At 61.3% G+C, this 24,511-nt stretch carries 24 protein-coding genes; 9 read left to right on the top strand and 15 right to left on the bottom strand.

What is annotated here, in order from left to right; translation table 11 throughout:
• Positions 1-201: 201 nt before the first annotated feature.
• Together zwf and gnd are read right to left on the bottom strand one after the other, a co-directional pair.
• On the bottom strand, positions 202-1,716 hold the full coding sequence (gene zwf, locus ACM6G4_RS19625) for a glucose-6-phosphate dehydrogenase (RefSeq protein ID WP_414914414.1): 1,515 nt from the start codon (positions 1,714-1,716) through the stop codon (positions 202-204).
• Positions 1,713-2,693, bottom strand: coding sequence for a phosphogluconate dehydrogenase (NAD(+)-dependent, decarboxylating) (gene gnd / locus ACM6G4_RS19620; protein ID WP_414914413.1), 981 nt, complete (start codon positions 2,691-2,693; stop codon positions 1,713-1,715). Before gnd ends, zwf begins: the two co-directional genes overlap by 4 nt.
• A gap of 272 nt (positions 2,694-2,965) precedes the next feature.
• On the opposite strand from gnd, the gene ACM6G4_RS19615 reads away from it, so the two are divergent.
• From ACM6G4_RS19615 to ACM6G4_RS19605, 3 genes are all read left to right on the top strand, one after another.
• Complete coding sequence (locus ACM6G4_RS19615) at positions 2,966-3,148, top strand: DUF6026 family protein (protein ID WP_046042083.1); 183 nt, start codon at positions 2,966-2,968, stop codon at positions 3,146-3,148.
• Between the two features lie 198 nt (positions 3,149-3,346).
• Entirely contained in the window at positions 3,347-5,083 is a 1,737-nt protein-coding gene (locus ACM6G4_RS19610; protein WP_409079048.1) for a phosphoethanolamine transferase CptA, read from the top strand.
• A gap of 145 nt (positions 5,084-5,228) precedes the next feature.
• A complete protein-coding gene (locus tag ACM6G4_RS19605) occupies positions 5,229-5,438 on the top strand; it encodes a hypothetical protein (protein WP_008053741.1) in 210 nt (69 codons plus the stop codon).
• A gap of 60 nt (positions 5,439-5,498) precedes the next feature.
• Here the strand turns inward: ACM6G4_RS19605 and ACM6G4_RS19600 are convergent, their stop codons facing one another.
• The 3 genes from ACM6G4_RS19600 to zapE form a co-directional block, all read right to left on the bottom strand.
• Positions 5,499-5,990, bottom strand: coding sequence for a GNAT family N-acetyltransferase (locus ACM6G4_RS19600; protein WP_223540939.1), 492 nt, complete (start codon positions 5,988-5,990; stop codon positions 5,499-5,501).
• A gap of 116 nt (positions 5,991-6,106) precedes the next feature.
• Positions 6,107-6,688, bottom strand: coding sequence for a DinB family protein (locus ACM6G4_RS19595; RefSeq protein ID WP_056724606.1), 582 nt, complete (start codon positions 6,686-6,688; stop codon positions 6,107-6,109).
• Positions 6,689-6,714: 26 nt separating this feature from the next.
• Positions 6,715-7,833, bottom strand: coding sequence for a cell division protein ZapE (gene zapE / locus ACM6G4_RS19590; protein WP_414914412.1), 1,119 nt, complete (start codon positions 7,831-7,833; stop codon positions 6,715-6,717).
• 160 nt (positions 7,834-7,993) lie between these two features.
• Between zapE and ACM6G4_RS19585 the strand changes: the two genes are divergently transcribed.
• Positions 7,994-9,046, top strand: a complete 1,053-nt coding sequence (locus ACM6G4_RS19585; protein WP_223540938.1) for an aldo/keto reductase — start codon at positions 7,994-7,996, stop codon at positions 9,044-9,046.
• 68 nt (positions 9,047-9,114) lie between these two features.
• Here ACM6G4_RS19585 and speB read toward each other — a convergent pair whose 3' ends face one another.
• Together speB and ACM6G4_RS19575 are read right to left on the bottom strand one after the other, a co-directional pair.
• Positions 9,115-10,074: an agmatinase gene (gene speB / locus ACM6G4_RS19580; protein WP_056724599.1), complete on the bottom strand. Its 960-nt coding sequence runs from the start codon at positions 10,072-10,074 to the stop codon at positions 9,115-9,117.
• A gap of 20 nt (positions 10,075-10,094) precedes the next feature.
• A complete protein-coding gene (locus ACM6G4_RS19575; RefSeq protein ID WP_414914411.1) occupies positions 10,095-11,186 on the bottom strand; it encodes a polyamine ABC transporter substrate-binding protein in 1,092 nt (363 codons plus the stop codon).
• Positions 11,187-11,287: 101 nt separating this feature from the next.
• Here ACM6G4_RS19575 and ACM6G4_RS19570 point away from each other — a divergent pair, with 101 nt between their 5' ends.
• The 3 genes from ACM6G4_RS19570 to ACM6G4_RS19560 all read left to right on the top strand — a co-directional run bounded on the left by ACM6G4_RS19570 (position 11,288) and on the right by ACM6G4_RS19560 (position 14,607).
• Positions 11,288-12,181 (top strand): LysR family transcriptional regulator, encoded by an 894-nt coding sequence (locus ACM6G4_RS19570; RefSeq protein WP_414914410.1) that lies wholly within the window; start codon positions 11,288-11,290, stop codon positions 12,179-12,181.
• 164 nt (positions 12,182-12,345) lie between these two features.
• Positions 12,346-13,452 (top strand): enoyl-CoA hydratase/isomerase family protein, encoded by a 1,107-nt coding sequence (locus ACM6G4_RS19565; protein ID WP_414914409.1) that lies wholly within the window; start codon positions 12,346-12,348, stop codon positions 13,450-13,452.
• Positions 13,453-13,455: 3 nt separating this feature from the next.
• A complete protein-coding gene (locus ACM6G4_RS19560; RefSeq protein ID WP_414914408.1) occupies positions 13,456-14,607 on the top strand; it encodes an acyl-CoA dehydrogenase family protein in 1,152 nt (383 codons plus the stop codon).
• A gap of 92 nt (positions 14,608-14,699) precedes the next feature.
• On the opposite strand, the gene ACM6G4_RS19555 is transcribed toward ACM6G4_RS19560, so the two are convergent.
• From ACM6G4_RS19555 to ACM6G4_RS19530, 6 genes are all read right to left on the bottom strand, one after another.
• A complete protein-coding gene (locus ACM6G4_RS19555; protein WP_056724587.1) occupies positions 14,700-15,473 on the bottom strand; it encodes an enoyl-CoA hydratase in 774 nt (257 codons plus the stop codon).
• A gap of 14 nt (positions 15,474-15,487) precedes the next feature.
• The gene (locus ACM6G4_RS19550) at positions 15,488-16,615 is read right to left on the bottom strand and encodes an acyl-CoA dehydrogenase (protein ID WP_056724585.1); all 1,128 of its coding nucleotides are present in this window, start codon (positions 16,613-16,615) and stop codon (positions 15,488-15,490) included.
• 144 nt (positions 16,616-16,759) lie between these two features.
• Positions 16,760-17,953, bottom strand: coding sequence for an acetyl-CoA C-acyltransferase (locus tag ACM6G4_RS19545; protein WP_056724584.1), 1,194 nt, complete (start codon positions 17,951-17,953; stop codon positions 16,760-16,762).
• Between the two features lie 12 nt (positions 17,954-17,965).
• On the bottom strand, positions 17,966-18,727 hold the full coding sequence (locus tag ACM6G4_RS19540; protein ID WP_414914407.1) for an SDR family NAD(P)-dependent oxidoreductase: 762 nt from the start codon (positions 18,725-18,727) through the stop codon (positions 17,966-17,968).
• 16 nt (positions 18,728-18,743) lie between these two features.
• Positions 18,744-20,408 (bottom strand): AMP-binding protein, encoded by a 1,665-nt coding sequence (locus tag ACM6G4_RS19535; RefSeq protein ID WP_414914406.1) that lies wholly within the window; start codon positions 20,406-20,408, stop codon positions 18,744-18,746.
• Between the two features lie 137 nt (positions 20,409-20,545).
• Positions 20,546-21,469, bottom strand: coding sequence for a carbon-nitrogen hydrolase family protein (locus ACM6G4_RS19530; RefSeq protein WP_414914405.1), 924 nt, complete (start codon positions 21,467-21,469; stop codon positions 20,546-20,548).
• A gap of 84 nt (positions 21,470-21,553) precedes the next feature.
• Between ACM6G4_RS19530 and ACM6G4_RS19525 the strand changes: the two genes are divergently transcribed.
• On the top strand, positions 21,554-22,462 hold the full coding sequence (locus ACM6G4_RS19525; RefSeq protein WP_414914404.1) for a LysR substrate-binding domain-containing protein: 909 nt from the start codon (positions 21,554-21,556) through the stop codon (positions 22,460-22,462).
• 9 nt (positions 22,463-22,471) lie between these two features.
• Here ACM6G4_RS19525 and ACM6G4_RS19520 read toward each other — a convergent pair whose 3' ends face one another.
• The gene (locus ACM6G4_RS19520) at positions 22,472-22,726 is read right to left on the bottom strand and encodes a hypothetical protein (protein ID WP_007970091.1); all 255 of its coding nucleotides are present in this window, start codon (positions 22,724-22,726) and stop codon (positions 22,472-22,474) included.
• Between the two features lie 164 nt (positions 22,727-22,890).
• Here ACM6G4_RS19520 and ACM6G4_RS19515 point away from each other — a divergent pair, with 164 nt between their 5' ends.
• Complete coding sequence (locus tag ACM6G4_RS19515; protein ID WP_056724576.1) at positions 22,891-23,208, top strand: DUF883 family protein; 318 nt, start codon at positions 22,891-22,893, stop codon at positions 23,206-23,208.
• Positions 23,209-23,277: 69 nt separating this feature from the next.
• Here ACM6G4_RS19515 and ACM6G4_RS19510 read toward each other — a convergent pair whose 3' ends face one another.
• A complete protein-coding gene (locus tag ACM6G4_RS19510) occupies positions 23,278-24,318 on the bottom strand; it encodes an Ldh family oxidoreductase (protein ID WP_414914403.1) in 1,041 nt (346 codons plus the stop codon).
• Positions 24,319-24,511: the final 193 nt, after the last annotated feature.

The raw sequence follows: 24,511 nt of genomic DNA, 5'->3' as shown, positions 1-24,511 counted from the left end.
GGCTAAGGTATTTGAGCAGAATACTAAACATCATCGGGCGCATGCAGGTGGAAGGCGTACTGATCCAAATAGATTAGTTGTTTTTTTCATGGCAACGGTCTCCGGTGGGGTCCCCTGTGAAAGCTTAGTGGGCGAACACAGGGGACAGCGGGGTAGCCATTTCATTAGTTTTTTGCATGACTCAATGAGACTGACGCTCGCTCATCCGAGACGGTGCCAGACGCGGCCGTCGCGAGTCAGCAGTTCTTCGCCGGCCTTGGGGCCGTTTTCCCCGGCGGCATATTGCTGCACGGTGGAATCCTGCTGCCAGGCATCCAGGAACGGTTGCACTGCGCGCCAACCATTTTCGATGTTGTCGGCGCGCTGGAACAGCGTCTGGTCGCCCGTCAGGCAATCGTAGATCAGGGTCTCGTAGCCGGTGGACGGCTGCATCTCGAAGAAGTCCTTGTAGGCGAACCCCAGCTCGATGTTGTCCATTTTCAGGGCCTGACCGGGACGCTTGGCCAGCAGGTCGAACCACATGCCTTCGTTCGGCTGGATCTGAATGCGCAGATAGGTCGGCTGCAGCTCATCGACCTCAGTATCGCGGAACTGTGCATAGGGCGCCGGCTTGAAACAGATCACGATCTCGGTGTCACGCACGCTCATGCGCTTGCCGGTGCGCAGGTAGAACGGCACGCCGACCCAGCGCCAGTTATCGATCATGACCTTGAGGGCCACATAGGTTTCGGTATTGCTGTCGGGGGCGACGTTGTTTTCCTCGCGGTAGCCCGGCAGTGCATTGCCGTCGATCTCACCCGCGGCGTATTGGCCGCGCACCGAGTTGGCGCGGGCCTCCTCCACCGTCCAGGGACGGATCGCGCCAACGACCTTGGCTTTCTCGCCGCGCACCGCATCGGCACCAAACGCCGCGGGCGGTTCCATCGCCACCATCGCCAGCAACTGGAACAGGTGATTGGGCACCATGTCCCGCAGTGCGCCGGTGTGCTCGTAGAAACTGCCACGGGTTTCCACGCCGACGGTTTCCGCGGCGGTGATCTGCACGTGGTCGATGTAGTGATTGTTCCAGAACGCTTCGAACAGGCTATTGGAGAACCGGCTGACCAGGATGTTCTGCACGGTCTCCTTGCCCAGGTAATGGTCAATGCGATAGATCTGCTTTTCCGTCATCACCTTGAGCAGGCAAGCGTTCAAGGCTTCGGCCGTATGCAGGTCGGAGCCGAAGGGTTTTTCGATCACCACCCTTCTGAAGGCCTCGGGGGTTTCTTCCAGCAAGCCGGCCGAACCGAGGCGACGCGCCACTTCACTGAAGAAACGCGGTGCGGTGGCCAGATAGAACACCGCATTGCCGGTACCACTGTCGGCGATTTTCGCCGCCAGTGCTTGATAAGTGCTGTCGTCCAGGAAATCGCCCTGGACGTAGCTGATGCCTTTGGCGAGTCTGGACCAGACCGCTGGATCAAGGGTGTGGTCACCCTTGCCAGCCATCTCGTTTCGAATGAATTCTTCGAGCTTTTGCGCAAAGCCTTCATCGCTGATGGCGTTGTGGTCAACGCCGATGATCCGCAGTCCATCCCCGAGTAACCCGTTGCGCTTGAGGTTATACAACGCCGGTACCAACAGACGCTTGACCAGGTCACCGTGGGCGCCAAACAGAAACAGCGTGGTCGGCGGCGCGGGTTCAGCCTTGGATTTTCTGCGGATCGCGTGGGTCATTTTTTCGAGGTCTCCACGTGGCCGCCGAAGCCGAAGCGCTGGGCCGAGAGAACCTTGTCGCCAAAGGTACCTTGCCCACGGGAACGGTAGCGGGAGAACAGCGAGTTCGACAGCACCGGCACCGGCACCGCTTGCTCCATGGCAGCTTCGATGGTCCATTGACCTTCACCGCTGTCGGCCACGGACCCGGAGAAACCGTCAAGTTTCGGATCGCTGGCCAGGGCGTCGGCTGTCAGGTCCAGCAACCACGAGGACACCACGCTGCCACGGCGCCACACTTCGGCGATATCGGCGACGTTCAGGTCAAAACGCTGGTCTTGCGGCAGGCTCTCGCTGTTTTTGGTCTTGAGGATGTCGAAGCCTTCTGCAAACGCCTGCATCATCCCGTATTCGATGCCGTTGTGGATCATCTTCACGAAGTGCCCGGCACCAGCGGGACCGGCGTGAATGTAACCACGCTCGGCACGATCGTCGTCGGACTTGCGGTCCTTGGTGCGCGGGATGTCGCCCATGCCCGGGGCCAGGGTTGCGAACAGCGGGTCGAGGCGTTTAACGGTCTCGGCATCACCGCCGATCATCATGCAGTAACCGCGTTCCAGGCCCCAGACGCCGCCGGACGTACCGACGTCGATGTAGTGCAGGCCTTTTTCCGACAGGGTCTTCGCCCGGCGGATATCGTCCTTATAGAAGGTGTTGCCGCCGTCGATGATGGTGTCGCCGGCTTCGAGCAAGGTGCTCAGGGTGTCGATAGTTTCTTCGGTCGGCGCGCCGGCCGGCAGCATGACCCAGACCGCACGCGGTTTGGCCAGGCCAGCGACCAGTGCTGGCAGGTCGGTGACGCCGGTGGAGCCCTCTGTGGCCAGGGCTTCGACAAAGGCGGTATTGCGGTCATAAACAACGGTGGTGTGCCCGTTGAGCATCAGGCGCCGCGCAATATTGCCGCCCATGCGGCCCAGTCCAATAATCCCGAGTTGCATGTGCTGATGCTCCCTACTACAAATAAAAGTGTGTCAAAGGTTATAGCCCAACGCGACTCATGAGGTTAGTCCAGAGCGTTGGCGTGAAGTTTCCGGGCATTGTGCCCGATCCTGATGGTTAACGTCGGGAATCAAACCGAAGACACAACGACCATGAAAAATAAAAAAGTTCCCTTTGGGGGCAAAAGAAATCAAAATTGGCGCCGATAGTAGGTCAGCCCCGGATTTCGAGGCGTACCTACAGTTGAGACACGCCATTTGCGAGGTGAGCAATGGGCACAGTACATACCGCACTGCCAGCACAAACCCTTTACGTCACAATCCGTCGCGATGAATTGCGCCAGTTGAAAGACGAACGCGATCAGTTGAAGCAGGAACTGGCACACTTGCGGCTGTTGCTGCAAACCGGCCAGACGCAGCCCCTGGCTGTGACGCAACGCGCCCCACTCGCCTGACCCCCTCCTTTCAAGCGGGAGCAGTCTGCACTGCTTCCGCACCGGCTCACGCCCTGCCGCCTTTGGCATCTCACAAAATTTTCACAATTGCCCCACGATAATTACTCGTTTAGGTCGCCCGATTCCGCGCGGCCATCGTTCGTCGTCCGCGATATCCAAGTCCCGGCGGTGGTAGTGAATTCTCGGCTGGAGCGCTGAATGTCTTGGTTTAAACGCAGTAAAACCACTGCGGCAGGTTTCGATTGGGCCGGATTCGTCTGGCTGTTTGTATTCTTCTGGTACTTTTCCGGCATTACCCAACTATTGATCCAGCTGACTGGCACCTCCGGCTTTACCGGGTTCCGCCAGGCCTTCGTCATGAGCGCCATCTGGCTGGCGCCGATGTTGCTGTTCCCCCGGCACACCCGTGTCATGGCTGCCGTGATCGGCGTCGTGCTGTGGGCCTGCTCCATGGCGAGCCTGGGCTATTTCTTCATCTATCAGCAGGAATTTTCCCAGAGCGTCATCTTCATCATGTTCGAGTCGAACGTGGCTGAAGCCGGCGAGTACATGACCCAGTACTTTGCCTGGTGGATGGTCCCGGCGTTCCTGGCCCACAGCGCTTTTTCCTGGTTCCTGTGGACACGCCTGCGCCCGGTGTACCTGTCCCGTGGCAAGGCGCTGGTCGCGGCAACAGCCCTCCTGTTCGCCGTGGTCGCCTATCCGCTGATCAAGCAGACCCAGCGCACCGGCAGTTTCGCCGCCGGTTTCGAGAAGTTCGAAACCCGCATCGAACCCGCGGTGCCATGGCAGATGGCCGTGGCCTATCACCGATACCTCGACACCCTGGCCGGAATGCAGGACATGCTGGAAAGCGCCAGCAAGATTCCACCGCTGCACAACCTCAAGGACGCCATGGCCAACACGCCTGCTACCCTGGTACTGGTGATCGGCGAGTCCACCAACCGCCAGCGCATGAGCCTGTACGGCTATCCCCGGCCAACCACGCCGGAACTGGACAAGCTCAAGGATCAACTGGACGTTTTCGACAACGTCATCACCCCGCGCCCCTATACCATTGAGGCGCTGCAGCAGGTCCTGACCTTCGCCGACGAAGAAAACCCCGACCTGTACCTGTCGACGCCATCGCTGGTCAGCATGATGAAACAGGCGGGTTACAAGACGTTCTGGATCACCAACCAACAGACCATGACCAAGCGCAACACCATGCTCACGACCTTCTCTGAACAGGCCGACGAGCAGGTGTACCTGAACAACAACCGCAACCAGAACGCTGCCCAGTACGATGGCGACGTGATCGAGCCGTTCAACAAGGCCCTGGCCGACGGGGCACCGCGCAAACTCATCGTCGTGCACTTGCTCGGCACGCACATGAGCTACCAGTACCGCTACCCGTCGACCTTCGACAAATTCCAGGACCGCGAAGGCGTACCTGCCGGTATTCGCGATGACCAGTTGCCGACGTACAACAGCTACGACAACGCCGTGCTGTACAACGATTTCGTGGTGTCCAGCCTGATCAAGGACTACGCCCGGACCGATCCCAACGGTTTCCTGCTGTACCTGTCCGACCATGGCGAAGACGTGTTCGATTCCGTGGGCCACGCCACCCTGGGGCGCAACGAGAACAAGCCGACTGCACCGATGTACACCATTCCGTTCATGGCCTGGGCTTCGCCGAAATGGCGCGCAGCCCATGACTGGAACCTCGCCGGTGATCTCTCGCGGCCTTACAGCAGCTCGCACCTGATTCACACCTGGGCGGACCTGGCAGGCCTGAGTTTCGACGAACTCGATCGCAGCAAGAGCCTGGTCAGCGACAGCTTCAAGGCCCGGCCATTGATGATCGGCAACCCGTATGAGCGTGAGCAACGGGCGTTGATCGACTTCAGCCTGATGAAGCCGAGGACGCCACCGGCTGTCGTCCAGCAGTAATCCTTTCAGGGGCCGCTTCCGGCCCCTTTTTTCATGCTGGTGAAGTTGATTCCCATTTAACCGAATCGGCGGATAATGCCATTTCGACACTGCTTCATTGATTCATGGACGAAAGGCATCCGACATCTGTAGTGGGAGGCAAACCATGAAACGCACCGCAATGATTCTCGCCGGCCTGATGGCCTTGGGCTCAACCAGCGCTTTTGCCGAAGGTGGAGCCGAACGCATGCGCTATTACTACGAAAGCCTGCGACTGGCCCAGCAAGAAGCCCTCGGCCACCCTATCCAAAGCACCGAGCTGCGGGTTCCGGACGATCAAACCGCACAAATGACAGAAACCTACAGACCAAAATGATCCTGGGTTGCACAAGACTGTCGGGCGTCCTGATGGACGCCCTTTTTTTGGCCTGTCGAATCAGAGACTCTTGGTCCAGAATAGCATCCGCCCATGGGCAGGGTCGAACATGCCGGGAGCGAAACCGGCTTTTTCATAGGCCCCCTGGGCCACCGCGTTGCCTTCCAGCACCTCCAGGGTGAGCTTGCAGCAGCCGCGCTGACGGGCAATATCCTCGACCTTTTGCAGCATTTTCTGGCTCAAGCCCAGGCTGCGAAATTTTTTCACCACCGCCACATCGTGCACATTGACCAACGGCCGGCAGGCGAAGGTCGAGAACCCCTCGAAGCAATTGACCAGCCCGGCCGGCTCGCCACCGACAAAGGCCAGCACACTGAAAGCGTGGGGACGCCGGGCAAGCTCTGCCGGAAGTTGCTCCAGTACATTGGCCGGTAATGGCTGGCCGCCCCCCATCGGGTCCTCGGCGTAGTGGTTCAACACCAGACAAATAGCCTCGGCATGCACCGGATTGGTGTAACTGGCCTGAAGCACAAGAATTTCTGCGGAGTCCATTTCCATCCTCGATCACACATGAAGTAGCCCCCAGCATGCAGTCACGCTGAAGTGCCGGCAGACCATAGCGCGAGCACCGTGGTACCGACAATCGCAACCGAGAAAATCTTTGGCGTTCAAGCGCCCCAGATCAACGCCTCCGTCCACCCCAGCTCGGCGAAATCCTCGGCCCGCAAGTGCGACTCACCGGCGCAGAAAAACTCGTCGAGTTGCGGTGGCTGGACCGAGGTGCCGCTGAGCATGGCGTGAACCTGGCCGCGGTGATGGATCTGGTGTTCAAACAAGTGAGACAGCAGGCGCAAGCGACTGTCGTGTTGCGGGGTGTCACGGGCGATGGTCACGATTTTGCCGAGGTCGGCGTCACGCATCTGCTCGCAATAGGCGATCAGCCGGCGGTCGACGTGGGCCTGTTCGCCAACCAGGTCCGTTGCCATGAGGCAGGGCTCGTCTTCCTTGAAAAACACCCGGCAATCGGGATGCGGATCGTCGCCGCGCAGTTCGCGCTCCAGGGCGTCCACGTAAAACCAGTCACAGGTGAGGATGTGGTTGAGGGTGGCGCGGATCGTCGGGAAGAAGCTGACCCGGGGTGCGCTCAGTTCCTGCGGGCTCAACTGACGCCAGGCCTTGGCCAGCCGGTGATTGGCCCAGGCGTTCTGATAGGCCATGGTCAGCAAATGGTGCGCCAGGGGCTGATTCATCTTCGCTGCTCCCGATCAAATCCCGATCAAACTTCGGCAAACCGCTGCAGTTGCATTTCCTGCAATCGACTGAGGGTGCGGCGGAACGGGAATTCCAGATAACCCTCGGTGTAAAGCGACGCCATGGGCACTTGCGCTTCAAGGTACAGCGGCACCTTGCGGTCGTAGCATTCGTCCACCAGGGCAATGAACCGTCGCACACCGTCGTCATGCACCGACAACTGCGGCAACTCGCGATCCCCCGCGTCCACCCGCTCGACACCGTCCTCGGTGCCCCGGGCAATGCGCCCGGCGCGTTTCTGTGCGCTGAGGTTGGGCACGTCACTCAACAGAATAGCGCCGTAGGTATCGCACAGGGCGATGAAATCCATGGCGGCGAAGGGTTGCTCGCACAGCGCGGCGTAACGGGTCCAGAGCACGCTCGGGCTGGCCTTGACCACCTCAAGGGTGCGGTAACCGACCTGGATCGACTCGCTCGATACTGACTGGCCGACGCTCAACACCTGGAACACTTCAACCAGCGCGCCAGGCCTGCCGGGCTCGGCCACCCAATAGCGTTGCGAACCGGCCCCCGGATGCAGGCGATGGTCTTCCCCACCATCCACCGCAATCACCTGCATGTGCTGCTTGATCGCCGCGATGGCGGGCATGAAACGGTCGCGATTGAAGCCGTCGGCGTACAACTGGTCCGGCGGCAGATTGGACGTGCAGACCACTACCACGCCCTGTTCGAACATCACCTGGAACAGGCGCCCGAGAATGATCGCATCGCCGATGTCGTTGACGAACAGTTCGTCGAAACACAGCACCCGCACTTCTTCGGCCAGCTCACGGGCCAGCGCCTTGAGCGGGTCGGCGGTGCCGGTCAGTCGAAACGAGCGCTGGTGCACCCAGCCCATGAAGTGGTGAAAGTGCTGGCGCCGCGCCGGTACCCGCAGGCTTTGGTAGAACTGGTCCATCAACCAGGTCTTGCCCCGCCCCACCGGCCCCCACAGGTACACGCCGGAAATGGGCGCGCGGCCTTCGTGCAGAGCCTCGTGGCATTTTTGCAGGGCCCACACGGCATGTTCCTGGGCCTCGTCCTGGACGAAGCCCTTTTGCTCGATGGCATGCTGCCAGGCGCTTAAGGGGGAATCGATAGTCATGGGCGGCAGTATGCCATTGCGCACGGATAACGCGACCAGTGGTCGGCGATTTTATGCTGCGAGGAAAAGCGCCTTGACCAATTAGATTACCAGCATCATATTTAATACATGTTTCATGTAATCTATTAAGCCTTGTCGTCACCCCCTCTGGAGTCATCCCATGCATTACAAAGTTTTCGGTCGTAAAACCGGCTTGCGTGTTTCCGAACTGGCGCTGGGCGCCGGTAACTTCGGTACCGGTTGGGGGCATGGCGCCGAGCGTGACGAAGCCATACGGATTTTTGATGGCTACCTGGAAGCCGGCGGCAACTTCATCGATACCGCCAATGGCTATCAGGGCGGGCAGTCCGAGGCCATGCTCAGCGAATTCATCGCCGCAGAACGGGATCGCCTGGTCATCGCCACCAAATACACCCTGGGGACTACGCCGGCGGCCGGCATTTCCCACACTGGCAACAGCCGCAAGAATATGGTGCGTGCCGTCGAAGAAAGCCTGAAACGGCTGAAGACCGAGCATATCGACCTGTTCTGGGCGCACATGAGTGACGGTGTCACGCCGATGGAAGAGATCCTGCGCGGCTTCGACGATCTGGTCAGTGCCGGCAAGATTCATTATGCCGGGCTGTCGAACTTCCCCGCGTGGCGCATCGCCCGCGCCGACCTGCTGGCCGAGGTGCGTGGCTTTGCGCCGATTGCTGCGATCCAGGTCGAGTACAGCCTCGCCGAACGCAGCGCCGAGCGTGAACAACTGCCGATGGCCGAAGCCCTGGGTCTGGCCGCGACCCTGTGGTCGCCGCTGGGTGGCGGCTTCCTGACTGGCAAATATCGCAACAGTGAGGGCGACAATCGCGCGAACAAGCTCGGCGTGCTGATTCACGCCGAAAAAAGCGCCCGGGAAACCGCCCTGCTCGACACCTTGATCGATGTCGCCGCAGAACTGGGCGCCAGCCCGACCCACGTGGCCATCGCCTGGTTGCGGGAAAAGTCCCGGCGCTCGACCACGGCGCTGATTCCGATCCTCGGCTCCCGGACCCGTGAACAGTTGGATGCGACGTTGGGCGCGCTGAATGTGCAGTTGAGCACCGAGCAACTGGCGCGACTGGACGGCGTCAGTGACGTGGCCAAGGGCGTGCCGCACGAATCCATTGCCGGTTCGTCCGCGCGGTTCAGCGGTGGCCAGGTCCTCGACCTGCCAATCGTTCCAGTGGCCTGACACAAATCATAATTGTGGGAGCGGCGGTGCGGCGATCCGACTTGCTCGCTCCCACATTGGGTTTTGTATTACTTATCAACCTTATGTCTGGCCGCATACAGACACAGCATCTCCATCGCCAGCGTCGCCGCCGCCAATGACGTGATCTCCGCGCTGTCATAGGCCGGGGCCACTTCCACCACGTCCATGCCCACCAGGTTGATCCCGCGCAGACCACCGAGAATCTCCAGCGCCTGAACCGTGCTCAAGCCGCCGCACACCGGTGTTCCGGTGCCCGGAGCGAACGCCGGATCGAGGCAGTCGATGTCGAAGGTCAGGTACACCGGGTTGTCGCCGACCCGCGCCCGAATCGCCTCGACAATCGCTTCGCAGCCACGTCGATGCACCTGCCGCGCGTCGAGCACTTGAAAACCCTGGTGATCGTCGTTGGTGGTGCGCAAGCCGATTTGCACCGAGCGCGACGGATCCACCAGTCCTTCTTTGGCTGCGTGCCAGAACATGGTGCCGTGGTCGATGCGCTTGCCCTCTTCGTCCGGCCAAGTGTCACTGTGGGCGTCGAAGTGGATCAGCGACAGCGCCCCGTGCTTGCGGGCATGGGCCTTGAGCAGCGGATAGGTGATGAAATGGTCGCCGCCAAAGGTCAGCATTGCCGTGCCAGCATTGAGGATGTGCTCGGCGTGGGCCTCGATCATTTCCGGCGTCGACTGCGGCGAGCCGTAATCGAAATCGCAATCGCCGTAGTCGATGACCGCCAGGTGATCGAACGGATCAAACGTCCACGGCCAGTGGCGTTCCCAGGCGATGCCGGCAGAGGCTGCACGAATGCCCCGTGGTCCGAAGCGGGCGCCGGGGCGGTTGCTGGTCGCGGTGTCGAACGGCACGCCACTGACCGCCACATCTACGCCGCGCAGGTCGCGACTGTAGCGCCGGCGCATGAAACTGGTGATACCGGCGTAGGTACTTTCGGCGGCCGTGCCGTAAAGGCTGTCACGGGTAAGGGCTTGATCGTTCTGCATCGGGACGTCCATTGAAGGCTCCTTCTCTTTTCTTATTGGCGGCTACGGAAAGTGGTCCACAGGCGGGTGCGCTGGCGCATGTCCTTGAGGTTCATGCTGCGGTCGGCGTACAGCCGCTCCCGCACGTCGGCCAGCGGGTAGATGTCCGGATCGGTGCGCACCGCTTCATCCACCAGCGGCGTGGCGGCCTGGTTGGCGGTGGCGAAGAACAAGGTGTTGGTCAGTGCCGCGACGGACTCGGGGCGCAACATGAACTCGATAAAGGCGCGGGCGGCTTCGGGGTGCGGCGCGTCCTTGGGAATCGCCAGGTTGTCCTGCCACACGAGGGTGCCTTCCCGGGGAATCCGGTAGGCGACTTCATAGGGTTTGTTGGCCTTGCGTGCCTGGTCGGCGGCCATGCTCGCGTCGCCGTTGTAGGTCAGCGCCAGGCACACGCTGCCATTGGCCAGGTCGCTGATCTGCCGCCCGGTGGCAACGTACAGCACATTCGGCTGTAACTGATGCAGCAACGCCTCGGCGGCTGACAGATCGTTCTTGTCCGTGCTGCAGGGATCTTTACCCAGGTAATGCAACGCCAGTCCGATTACCTCCTGGGGCGAGTCGAGAATGGCGATGCCGCAGTCTTTCAACTTGCTCGCGTACTCGGGTTTGAACAGCAGATCCAGGCTGTTGAGCGGCGCATCCGGCAAGCGCTGCCTGAGCGCCTCGACGTTCATGCCCAAACCCAGGGTGCCCCAGGTGTAAGGCACGCCGTAACGGTTGCCCGGATCGACAGCGGCGAGTTTTTCCAGCAAGTCAGGATCGAGGTTGGCGTAACCCTTGAGTCCTTCGTGGGGAATCGGTTTCAACGCCCCGGCCGCAAGCCCCCGGGCCAGTACGCTGGAGGACGGCACCACCACGTCATAACCGCTGCCGCCGGTGAGCAACTTGGTCTCCAGTACTTCCGAAGAGTCGAAGGTGTCATAGCGCACATGGATACCCGTCTCCTGCTCGAACCGTTGCAGGGTTTCGGGGGCCACGTAATCGGCCCAACTGTACAGATTGACCACCTTGTCTTCGGCCTGGGCCGATGCGGCCATGGCAAGGAACAGCGCGGGTAAACACAGCTTGAGCATGGGAGCCATGACGAACACCTGACCAGGGGAAGTGGTGGCAGGATGCGTCGTCGGATACATTGGTAAAATATCAAGTTAATTAACCTGACTTTATAACGGAGTAATGTTTGATGCTCGGCCAACTCCACGATCTGGATCTGCAATTGTTGCGTCTGTTTGTCAGCGTGGTGGAGTGCGGCGGCTTCAGCGCCGCACAGGGCGAGTTGGGGTTGAGCCAGTCGAGCATCAGCCAGCAAATGGCCAAACTGGAAACCCGCCTGGGCTATCGGCTATGCAGTCGCGGCAAGGGCGGGTTCAGGGTCACGCCCAAGGGTGAACAGCTGCTCAACGCCACCCGTGGATTGTTCCAGTCCATCGAAACCTTCCGTCATCAATCCAACGGCGTGGCCGGGCGCTTGATCGGCGAAGTGCGCCTGGGCCTGTCCGAAGCCCTGGATCAATCGGTGCTGCAACGGGTGGCCGAGGCGATCCGGCGCTTCCGTGAGCGGGACGAGTCCGTGCGCATCGAACTGATCAGCGCCATGCCTGGTGAAATGGAGCGTTTGCTGCTGCAACAGCGGCTGGACCTGGCCATCGGCTATTTCTCGCAAGTGCAAAGCGCGTTTGACTACCGCCAGTTGTTCATTGAAACCCAGCATCTGTATTGCGCCCCCGGCCATCCGCTGTTCACCAACCCGGCCCCAAAGGATCAGGATCTGCAGGCCTGCGACCGGGTCGATCACCCCTACCGTTTCCTGCGCAGCGACGAACCCTTCCAGGGCAAGTTGTGTTCGGCGCGCTCGGAGCAAGTCGAAGGCACCCTCGCCTTCATCCTTTCCGGCAAGCATGTCGGTTACTTGCCCAGCCACTTCGCCCGTGGCTGGGAGGACAAGGGTTTGCTCAGGGCCGTGCGCCGAAGCGACATGAGTTTCGATGTCGCGTTTCATCTGGCCCGGCACCGCGCGCAGGTGGCCGGCGAGGCGCAGAAGGCGTTCGAAGAGGATCTGCTCGCAGCGTTTGCCTGAAATCGCCTTGGTCTACGCTGTAACAATACCGGACACAAACATGCAAAAATGCACAGACAACCTGCACTTATCCGGGTTGTACAAGGCAAATTTGCGCTGATACGATCCGCCATCGCTCGCGCGCGAGCATCTCGATAAAGAACAATAAAAGCAGGGAGTTAGTGATGACTGCTCAGGTTTTTTCTCCCGGGACCCAGTCCATGGATGCCATGCAAAACGAAGTGCTGGCCGAGGTTCGCAACCACATTGGTCACCTGACCCTCAACCGCCCCGCCGGCCTCAATGCCCTCACCCTGGACATGGTGCGCAATCTGCACCGCCAGCTCGACGCCTGGGCCCAGGATCCGCACGTCCATGCCGTGGTCTTGCGCGGTGCCGGGGAAAAAGCCTTCTGCGCCGGCGGCGACATTCGCTCGCTGCATGACAGTTTCAAAAGCGGTGACACCCTGCACGAAGATTTCTTCGTCGAGGAATACGCCCTCGACCTCGCGATCCACCACTACCGCAAACCGGTGCTGGCCCTGATGGACGGTTTTGTCCTCGGCGGCGGCATGGGCCTGGTGCAAGGCGCAGACCTGCGCGTGGTCACCGAGAAAAGCCGCCTGGCCATGCCGGAAGTCGGCATCGGCTACTTCCCGGACGTCGGCGGCAGTTACTTCCTGCCACGCATCCCCGGTGAACTGGGGATTTACCTCGGCGTCAGCGGCGTACAGATTCGCGCCGCCGATGCGCTGTATTGCGGGCTGGCCGACTGGTACCTCGAAAGCGACAAGCTGGGCACGCTGGACGAAAAACTCGATCAGCTCGAATGGCACGACACGCCGCTCAAGGACCTGCAAGGCCTGCTGGCGAAATACGCCGTGCAGCAACTGCCCGATGCACCATTGGCGGCTTTGCGCCCGGCCATCGACCACTTCTTCGCCCAAGCCGACGTGCCGAGTATTGTGGAGCAACTGCGTCAGGTAACGGTCGCCGACAGCCATGAGTGGGCCGTCACCACCGCCAACCTGCTGGAAACCCGCTCGCCGCTGGCCATGGCCGTGACCCTGGAAATGCTCCGTCGCGGACGCGAGCTGCCGCTGGAGCAATGTTTTGCCCTGGAGCTGCACCTGGACCGCCAGTGGTTCGAGCGCGGCGACCTGATCGAAGGCGTGCGCGCCTTGCTGATCGACAAAGACAAGACACCGCGCTGGAACCCGCCCACCCTCCAGGCGCTGGACGCCGAACACGTGGCGAGCTTCTTCAGCGAGTTTGACCAGAGCGAGAGCTGAACCATGCACGATATCGAATTGAGCGAAGAGCAAGTCATGATCCGCGACATGGCCCGGGATTTTGCCCGCGGCGAAATCGCGCCCCATGCCCAGGCCTGGGAAAAGGCCGGCTGGATCGATGACGGTCTGGTGGCGAAGATGGGCGAACTGGGCCTGCTGGGCATGGTGGTCCCCGAAGAATGGGGCGGCACCTATGTCGACTACGTGGCCTACGCACTGGCGGTGGAAGAGATTTCCGCCGGCGACGGTGCTACCGGCGCCTTCATGAGCATCCACAACTCCGTGGGCTGCGGGCCGGTGATGAACTACGGCAGCGAAGAACAGAAACAGACCTGGCTGGCGGACCTTGCCAGCGGGAAGGTCATCGGCTGCTTTTGCCTGACCGAACCCCAGGCCGGTTCCGAGGCGCACAACCTGCGCACCCGCGCCGAACTGCGCGACGGCCAGTGGGTGATCAACGGCGCCAAGCAGTTCGTCAGCAACGGCAAACGCGCCAAGCTGGCGATTGTGTTTGCCGTGACCGATCCGGACCTGGGCAAACGTGGCATCTCGGCGTTCCTGGTACCGACCGACACTGCCGGTTTTATCGTTGATCGCACTGAACACAAGATGGGCATCCGGGCGTCCGACACCTGCGCGGTGACCCTGAACAACTGCACCATCGCCGAAGCCAATCTGCTGGGCGAACGCGGCAAGGGCCTGGCCATTGCCTTGTCCAACCTCGAAGGCGGCCGCATCGGCATCGCCGCCCAGGCGCTGGGCATCGCCCGCGCGGCGTTCGAAGCGGCACTGGCTTATTCCCGTGATCGTGTGCAGTTTGGCAAGACGATCAACGAGCACCAGAGCATCGCCAATTTGCTGGCCGACATGCACATGCAGTTGAACGCCGCTCGACTGCTGATCCTGCATGCCGCACGCCTGCGCACGGCCGGCAAACCCTGCCTGTCGGAGGCATCACAAGCCAAGCTGTTTGCCTCGGAAATGGCGGAAAAGGTCTGCTCGTCCGCCATTCAGATTCATGGCGGCTATGGCTATCTGGAAGACTATCCGGTGGAGAAGTACTACCGGGATGCGCGGATTACGCAGATCTACGAAGGGTCGAGCGAGATTCAGCGGATGGTGATTGCCCGCGAACTGAAAAACTACCTGGTGTAAAAGCAAAAGATCGCAGCCTTCGGCAGCTCCTACAGAGTTTTGCATACACCTGTAGGAGCTGCCGAAGGCTGCGATCTTTTGATGCAACCCTATTACTTGCCTTGGAACTCAGCCTCACGCTTGGCAATAAACGCCGCCATCCCTTCCTTCTGATCCTGCGTCGCAAACGCCGCATGGAACACCCGGCGCTCAAAGCGCACGCCTTCGGCCAGGCTCACTTCAAAGGCACGGTTGACGCTTTCCTTGACCATCATCGCAATCGGCAACGACTTTTTGGCGATCAGCGCCGCGACTTTCAGCGCTTCGTCCAGCAACTCATCACTCGGCACGATCCGCGCCACAATCCCGCAACGCTCCGCTTCCACGGCATCGATCAGACGACCGCTCAGGCACATTTCCATGGCCTTGGCCTTGCCCACCGCACGGGTCAGGCGCTGGGTGCCGCCCATGCCCGGCAACACGCCGAGGTTGATTTCCGGCTGACCGAACCGGGCGTTGTCGCCGGCCAGAATGAAGTCGCACATCAACGCCAGCTCACAGCCGCCGCCCAAAGCAAAACCGTTGACCGCCGCGATGATCGGCTTGCGGCGGTTGGCCACGCGATCGCTGTCGCTGAACAGGTCGTCGATGTAGATCTGCGGATAGGTCAGCTCGGCCATTTCCTTGATGTCGGCACCGGCGGCGAAGGCTTTTTTCGAACCGGTCAGGACGATGCAGCCGATGTTCGAGTCCGCCTCGAAGCCATCGAGGGCCTGGTTCAGCTCGCTGACGATCTGCGCGTTCAACGCGTTCAGCGCCTGTGGACGGTTGAGGGTGATCAGGCCAACGCGGCCGTGGGTTTCCAGCAAAATCGTTTCGTAGTTCACAGATTCTCTCCTTCTTATAAATTGCGCGAAATGACCATGCGCTGAATATCGCTGGTGCCTTCGTAGATCTGGCAGACCCGCACGTCGCGGTAGATCCGCTCCAGCGGGAAATCGTTGAGGTAACCGTAACCGCCCAGGGTTTGCAGCGCCGAGGAGCATACCTTCTCGGCCATTTCCGAGGCGAACAGTTTGGCCATCGACGCTTCGACCAGGGCCGGTTTGCCGCTGTCGCGCAGGGCGGCGGCGTAGTGAACCATTTGCCGCGCCACGGCGATCTGGGTCGCCATGTCCGCCAGGCGAAAGGCCACGGCCTGGTGCTCGATGATCGGCTTGCCGAAGCTCTGGCGCTCACGGGCGTAGTCGCGCGCCGCTTCGAAGGCGGCACGGGCCATGCCCACCGATTGCGAAGCGATGCCGACGCGACCGCCTTCAAGGTTGGCCAGGGCAATCCTGTAGCCTTCGCCCTCCTCGCCCAAACGGTTGGCCACCGGCACCTTCACGTCTTCGAAGAGGATCTGGCAGGTGTCGGACGCATGCTGGCCGAGCTTGTCTTCGACCCGCGCAACGGTGTAGCCCGGCGAATCGGTCGGCACGATAAAAGCGCTGATGCCGCGTTTGCCCGCGCTCGGATCGGTCACCGCAAACACGATCACCACCCCGGCATTCTGCCCGGAGGTGATGAACTGCTTGCAGCCGTTGAGCACATAGTGATCGCCTTCCAGGCGCGCACGGGTTTTCAGGCCGCTGGCGTCGGAACCGGCCTGGGGTTCGGTCAGGGCGAAAGCGCCGAGCATCGCACCGCTGGCCAGCGGTTTGAGGAAGCGCTCTTTCTGCTCATCGGTGCCGTAGTTGAGGATCGGCACACAGCCCACGGAGTTGTGCACGCTCATGATGGTCGAGCAGGCACCATCGCCGGCGGCGATTTCTTCCAGCGCCATGGCGTAGGCCAGGTAACCGGTATCGCATCCGCCCCACTGCTCCGGCACCAGCATGCCGAAGAAGCCCAGCCCGGCCATCTCGCCGATGGCTTCCTTGGGAAAGCGATGCTCACGGTCCCACTCGGCGGCGAACGGTTTGAGCCGTTCCTGGGCAAAGTCCCGGGCCATGTCGCGGATTTGTTGTTGGTCGTCATTGGGGATCATGGTGAATCCTTAAAAATGTAATCGCCCCCTGTAGGAGCTGGCGAAGCCTGCGATCTTTTGATTTTTGGCAGTCTTGAAATCGCTAAAAAATCAAGGTCAAAAGATCGCAGCCTGCGGCAGCTCCTACAGGAACTGCCGCAGGTCTTAATAGAGGCATTCCACGGCCATGGCCGTCGCTTCACCGCCGCCGATACAAATCGCCGCAACCCCGCGTTTCAGGCCTTTCTGGCGCAGGGCCGAAAGCAGGGTCACCAGAATCCGCGCACCGGAAGCCCCGATCGGGTGACCGAGGGCGCAAGCGCCGCCGTGCACATTGAGCTTCTCGTGGGGGATCTCCAGATGAGTCATCGCGGCCATGCCGACCACGGCGAAGGCTTCGTTGACTTCCACCAGATCGACGTCATTGAGCGACCAGCCGGTTTTCTTCATCAATTTCTTGATTGCACCGATTGGCGCCACCGGGAACAGGCCCGGGGTGTCGGCGAACGCAGCGTGGCCATGAATCACCGCCAGCGGCTTCAGGCCTTGCTTCTGTGCCTGGGACTGGCGCATCAGCACCAATGCCGCCGCACCGTCGGAGATCGAACTGGAGTTGGCCGCCGTCACTGTACCGCCTTCGCGGAACGCCGGTTTCAACGAAGCGATCTTGTCCAGCCGGGCTTTTGGCGGCTGCTCGTCATTGCTGATCACCACCTGCTCTTTGCCGACCATCACCGTCAGCGGGACGATTTCATCCTTGAAGCTGCCGTCCTTGATCGCCTGCTGCGCGCGGGTGGTCGAGGCAATGGCGAAGGCGTCCTGGGCTTCACGGCTGAAGCTGTTGGTTTCGGCGCACTCTTCGGCGAAAGTGCCCATCAGGCGGCCTTTGTCGTAGGCGTCTTCGAGGCCGTCGAGGAACATCGAGTCCTGCACCCGGCCATGGCCCATGCGGTAGCCGGCACGGGCGCGGTCCAGCAGGTAAGGCGCGTTGGACATGCTTTCCATGCCACCGGCGACCACCACATCGGCACTGCCCGCCACCAGCATGTCATGGGCCAGGATCGCCGCTTCCATGCCGGAACCGCACATCTTGTTCAGGGTGGTGCAGCGAGTCGATTTATCCAGCCCCGCACCCAGCGCCGCCTGACGCGCAGGGGCCTGGCCAAGGCCGGCCGGCAGTACGCAACCGAACAACACCTCGTCGACGGCATCACTGGCAACACCGGCACGTTCGACGGCGGCCTTGATGGCGGCCGCACCGAGTTGCGGCGCGGTCAGGCTTTTCAGCTCGCCCTGGAAACCGCCCATCGGGGTGCGGACGGCGCTGACGATAACAATTGGATCGTTGGACATTGTCATGACAAATCCTCCTTACTTGGCGGCCATGCGCAAGGCTCCGTCGAGACGGATCACCTCGCCATTGAGCATGCTGTTTTCAATAATATGCTTGACCAGCCCGGCATACTCGCCCGGTTTGCCCAAGCGCGGCGGGAATGGCACGCCAGCGGCCAGGGAATCACGGACTTCCTGGGTCATGCCGGCCATCATCGGCGTCTCGAAAATGCCGGGGGCGATCGTCATGACACGGATGCCGAAACGCGCCAGTTCACGGGCCGCCGGCAAGGTCAGGCTGACAATCGCACCCTTGGACGCCGAGTAGGCCGCCTGGCCGATCTGGCCGTCGTAAGCAGCCGCAGACGCGGTGTTGATGATCACGCCGCGCTCGCCGTTGGCATCCGCTTCGGTCTCGGCAATCGCCGCTGCCGCAAGGCGCAGCATGTTGAAGCTGCCGATCAGGTTGACGTTGATCACCTGGCTGAAACTGGACAGCGCATGCGGGCCGTTTTTGCCGAGGATCTTCTCCCCGCGCACGATACCGGCGCAGTTGACCAGGCCGTTGAGGCCACCGAAGGCTTTGACCGTGGCTTGAACCGCTGCTTCGGCCGCCGCTTCGTTGCTGATGTCGGCGACAACACTCTGCGCACCAAGGCGCTGGGCCTGGGCCGCAACGGCTTCGGCGTTCATGTCCACCAGCATCACTTTCGCGCCAGCGGCGACCAGCACCTCGGCCGTCGCTGCACCGAGGCCGGAAGCGCCACCGGTGACGATAAAAATCTTGTTCTCGATCTGCATCATTGTTTCCCTGGATTCAAGCTGGAAGGTTCTTCGCCGCAGCCTCTTGAGCCTTGGCGATTTCCTGGTTGCGCAAGATAAAGCGCTGCAATTTGCCGCTTGGGGTTTTCGGCAATTCGCTGACAAATTCGATTTCGCGGGGGTACGAGTGCGCCGCCAGACGCTTGCGCACGTGCTGGCGCAGCTCTTCGGCCAGCTCGGGGGCGGCGCGGTATTGCGCGCTGAGCACGACGAACGCCTTGACCAGTTCGGTGCGCTCCGGATCGGGCTTGCCGACCACGGCGGCCTCGACCACGGCCGGGTGTTCGATCAGCGCACTTTCCACGTCGAACGGGCCAACCCGGTAGCCGGAAGTGGTGATCACGTCATCACTGCGACCGACGAAGCTGATGCTGCCGTCCGGGTTCCACTCGACGGTGTCGCCACTCAGGTAATAGTTGCCGACAAAGGCCTTGGTCGGCCCGCCTTCGTAGCCGGCGAACCAGCACATCGGCGATTGGCTGCGGTCGATCGCCAGGATGCCCGGCTGCCCGATACCCAGCTCCTTGTACTGGTCGTCCAGTACCACGATGCGGTGGCCCGGCGAGGCAAAACCGGCGGCGCCCATGTGAATCGGGTGCTCAAGGCCGTGGTGGTTGCACAGCACCATGCCCAGTTCGGTCTGGCCGTAGTGATCGTGGATGACCACGTCGAGGTTGTCGGCGAACCAGCGGATCACTTCCGGGTTCAGCGGCTCGCCGGCGCTGCTGACGATACGCAGCTTGCCCTTGATCGACTTGGCGAATTCATCGCCGCCGGCAATCAGCAAGCGGTAGGCCGTCGGCGAACCCGTGAGGTTGCTGATCCCGTACTTGTTGATGACCCGGCAGGTGCTTTCGAGGGTGAACGGGCCATCGTAAAAGGTGATCGGATGGCCCATGGACATCGGCCCCGTGACACCGAAATAAATGCCGTAGGCCCAACCCGGGTCGGCGACGTTCCAGAAGGCGTCTTCCGGGCGCAGATCCACCGCGTCGCGGGTGTAGCTCTGGAATGCAACGATGGCCTTGAGCGGCACCGACAACGCTTTCGACGGGCCGGTGGTGCCCGAGGTGAACATCAGCAGGAACGGATCTTCGCCGGTCAGCAGCACCGGTTCACAGTCGGCGGAGTAGTTGGCCAGTTCGGCCCAGAAACTGAAATCGCCATGCACCAGGCCCTGCCCTTTGGCACCGGTGACGGTCACGATGGTCGGGCAATCGGCGACTTCGGCGAGTTTCGGCCGGTTCACTGCATCGGTCACCACCACTTTGGCGCCAGAGCAGACCAGGCGGTGCTCGATGGCCTTGGGGCCGAATGCGGTAAACAGCGGTTGATACACCGCGCCGATGCGCCAGGTGGCGAACACGGTGATCAACAGTTCGATATTGCGCGGCAACAGGCCGGCGACCTTGTCGCCTTTCTTCACGCCCTGGGCCAGCAGGTAGTTGGCGAAACGCGCGGCCTTGTCCTGCAAGTCGGTGAAGGTGTACGTCGCACCGGTGCCGTCGCGTCCTTCCCAGAACAGCGCGATGCGACCCGGCAAGGCATGCCGGTCACAGCATTCGACACAGGCGTTGAGGGCCGTCAGATCGCCCGCGAGCGCGGCATCGACGGTGTGCTGATAATTGAACTGAGAAGTAGCAGACAAGTAATCGCGCATTGCCAGAATCCCACTGTGTTTTTTATAAGGTTGGGGGGAACCGTAATCAACAGGGAAATACTCGCTCTGCGCGGGTTACCGGGCAATGGTCAAAGTTATCAAGTTGTCTGACTGCTTTGGCCAAAGCCCGCGGGTCATCAGGAAGTGAAGCGCACCCCGGGTTTGGCCCGCTCGTCCACGGTCAGCTCGAACACATCCGGCCGGGCGTAGTGGCCGACCACGTCGTAATCGTAGCGGGCGCGTACCAGGTCGTCGGTGTCGATCTGTGCGGTGAGTAGCCCGGCACTGTCGCGCAACGGTCCGGCAAGAATGTCGCCCATGGGGCCTACGATTACACTGCCACCGGCAATCAACGGCCGATCCGCCGGCCAGTTGGCGATATCCAGGCCCAAGGCCTGGGGCGATGCCTGGACCTGGCAGGCGCTGACCACGAAGCAGCGCCCTTCATGGGCAATGTGGCGCATGCTGACCTGCCACATCTCCCGCTCGTCCACGGTGGGCGCGCACCACACCTCCACACCCTTGGCGTACATCGCCGTGCGCAGCAGCGGCATCATGTTTTCCCAACACACCAGCGCCCCCACGCGCCCGACCTGACTGTCGATCACCGGCAAGGTCGAGCCATCGCCCTTGCCCCAGATCAGCCGCTCGGTGCCGGTGGGCATCAGCTTGCGGTGTTTGGCCACCAGCCCGGCCTGCGGATCGAAGTACAGCGCGGTGCAGTACAAGGTGCTGCCGGCGCGCTCGATCACGCCGATCACCAGATTGGCTGCGGTGCGTGCGGACAGCGCCGCCAGCGCCTCGGTTTCCACGCCGGGTACATCAATGGCATTGGCAAAATAGCGGGCAAAGGCTTCGCGCCCTTGCGGCAGGCGATAGCCCAATTGCGTACCAAAGCCCTCGCCCTTGGGATAACCGCCCAGCAGCGCTTCCGGCATCACCACCAACCCGGCGCCGGATTCGATGATTGCGTTTTCATAGGACAGGATCTGTTCCAGGGTTTCAGCCTTGCCGCCGGGCAAGGCGCCGATCTGCAGCGCCGCAACGATTGATTTGGGCATCTTGGAAACTCCATTCGCATCAGGTGTTGCTCATTCTCCGGCGCCAGGCAATCATCAATAAAGACCGATTCAATGCTGAATGATATGAACCAAATGAATATCACCGACGTCGACCTCAACCTGCTCAAAGTCTTCGAGGCGCTGCATGAAGAGTCCAGCGCCAGCCGTGCCGCCTTGCGCCTGGGCGTGACGCAATCGGCCGTCAGCGCGGCCTTGCGTCGCTTGCGCGAGCTGTATGGCGATCAGCTGTTCGTACGCACCGGACGCGGCCTGGCCCCCTCGCTCAAGGCCAATCAGCTCAAACCGGTGGTCAGCGATGCCCTGAACAAATGCCGGCAGAGCCTGGCGATGGTCGACCCGGCTGCGCAACAGTACGAAGGTCGTTCGGTCACCGTGGGAATGTCGGATGATTTCGAGATTGCCTACGGCCGGCGGCTGATCGAAGAGATCGCCCGTACTGCACCGAAACTGCGGCTGATTTTCCGCCAGACCCACAGCCAGATCGTCGCCCAGGCGTTGATGGAGCGCAGCATTGACCTGGCGATTAGCGCGGGCGGGTTTGCCGAGCGACTGCTCAGCCGTCAGGTGCTGGGGGAAGGTGGTTATCTGTGCCTGGCGGACCCGTCGAGCCTGGTCGAGGGTCAGCAGAGCATCGGTCTTGAGGAGTTTGTGGCACGCGAACACATTCTGGTGTCGTCCGGCGGTTTTATCGGGATTACCGACGAGGGTTTGGCGGCGCTGGGGCTCAGTCGACGGGTGTGCGCCTCGACCACGCATTTTGCCGCGTTGCCCCATTTGCTCAAAGGCAGCCGGGCGGTGGCGACCATTCCGGCCCATGCCGCCCAAAGCATCGCTACGCTCAGCGGGCTGGCGCTGCTGCCCTGCCCCCTGGCCTTGCCGCGCTACCCGATCGAACTGGGCTGGCGGACCAGCACCCAGCTCGACCCGGTGCTATTGAAAGTGCGCGAGGCGATCGTCACGAGCTTCGCCTGACGACCGATGTTATTTGTTGGCCGCCATCAGGCGATTGACTTCACTGCGCACCATGTTGGCGTATTCCGGTGGCGACATGCCATCCAACTCGGCGCGCACCCATTCGGCCCACTTGCCTTTGCGCTTGGCCCGTTCGCCGAACAACCGCGCGGCCTCACCCTTGGCCTTGCCCAGGTTGTTTTGCCAGAGTTCGAACAGACGGGATTTCTCGTCTTCAAGCGCAGCGCGCTCGGCGAGGGGTTTGTCGGCCAGATTGAAGCTCATGGGAATTTCCTGCTGCGTAAAATAGGCGACATCTTACACTGTAGGACGAAAGGTCCTGCGCCGGTTTTTCAGCAAGATGACCTCCCCGGGCAAAATAGCTGCAACTTTTCCGACGGCGGCAGACTCCATTGTTCACTGTCCACTTACCTGCAAGGAGTACTTCAATGGCCCGCAAAACCGCCGCGCAAGCCGCCGAAGATCAAATCAAGGATCAAGCCTTCAGCGAACTTCAAACGCTGATCGAAGAATCGGAAAAACTGCTGAAAAGCAGCGCCTCGCTGGTCGGGGAAGAAGCGGAAACCCTTCGTGGACAGATCGCCCTGAAACTCCAGCAGGCCAGGGATTCGGTGAGCAGCGTGCGCGAGCGCACCCTGCCCGCGGTCGAGGCCACTGAAACCTATATCGGCGGGCATCCATGGCAAACCGTGGCGATTTCCGCCGGGTTTGGTTTGGTGGTGGGATTGTTGTTGGGGCGTCGATAAACACTGGCAAACACTGAACCCTGTGGGAGCGGGCTTGCTCCCACAGGGGGTTGCGGCGTATCTAAAGGATCACTCCCCCGCCAATTCCCGAAGATTCGCCAGCGTCCGGGCATCCAGTTCAATGCCATCGACCTGCGACCTGGCGCGTTGATGATGACGCCGATCCCCCGGCAAACGCTTCAGGCCGACCCCGTGCATTTGCCGCACCAGTTCCTGGCTGCGCTCGGCAAAACTCTGCCCCGCCGCTTTGCCCGGATCGATCACGATAAGCAATTGGCCAGTCCAGGGTGTCTTGGCGCCAGGGTGGTTCTTCCAGTCGAACTCGAAGGAAAAATTGCCGCCGGTCAGTGCCGCCGCGAGCAACTCGACCATCATCGACAACGCCGAGCCCTTGTGCCCGCCGAAAGGCAGCAACGCACCGCCGTCGAGAATCGCCTTCGGGTCCGTGGTCGGCTGGCCGAGGCTGTCCACGCCCATCCCTTCCGGCAAGCGTTCACCCTCGCGAGCGGCAATTTGCACATCGCCATGGGCAATGACACTGGTGGCCAGGTCGAAGACAATCGGTGCGCCACCGGCCCGTGGCGCAGCGAAGGCAATCGGGTTGGTGCCGAACAACGGCCGGTCGGCACCGTGGGGCACCACGCAGGTCATGCTGTTGACCACGCTCAATGCCACCAGGCCTTCATCCGCGAAGGGTTCGACATCCGGCCACAAGGCCGCGAAATGATGTGAGTTACGGATCGCCAGTGCCGCGATGCCGGCACTTCGGGCCTTTTGCACCAGTAGTTCGCGTGCCGCCGCCAGGGCCGGTTGCGCAAAACCGTTATTGGCGTCGACCCGCACAAAACCTGAAGCCACATCTTCGACCACCGGAACCGCCTGGCCATTGACCCAGCCGCTTTGCAGCGTCGAAACATAACCTGGAATCCGGAATACCCCGTGACTGTGCGCGCCGTCGCGTTCGGCCCCGGCGCAGTTTTGCGCCAGCACCCGGGCAACGTCGGCCGAGGTGCCGTGACGCAAAAAAATCTTCTCCAGCAAAGCGCTCAGCGCATCGAATGAAAGGTGGGACGGGACAGCAGTAGAGGCGTGATCGTGTGGCGCAGACATCTGAAGCTCCAGACTGATTATTGGAGAGAACAACAGCGTACAAAGACCCGCCGATTAACAACGCGCGGCGAGCGACCTGTCAACCTTTCGCTCTGGGTCGATCAGAGATATCCCTCTCACGAATGCCCAGGCCCCGTGCGTTATCTATTTACCACCCGTGCCAGCGCACCGGCTTTTAGTGTCGAAACTCAAT

Source organism: Pseudomonas sp. IT-P258 (genome assembly GCF_949767825.1).
GTDB lineage: Bacteria > Pseudomonadota > Gammaproteobacteria > Pseudomonadales > Pseudomonadaceae > Aquipseudomonas > Aquipseudomonas monachiensis.
This window is presented reverse-complemented; position numbering and strand designations above follow the sequence as displayed.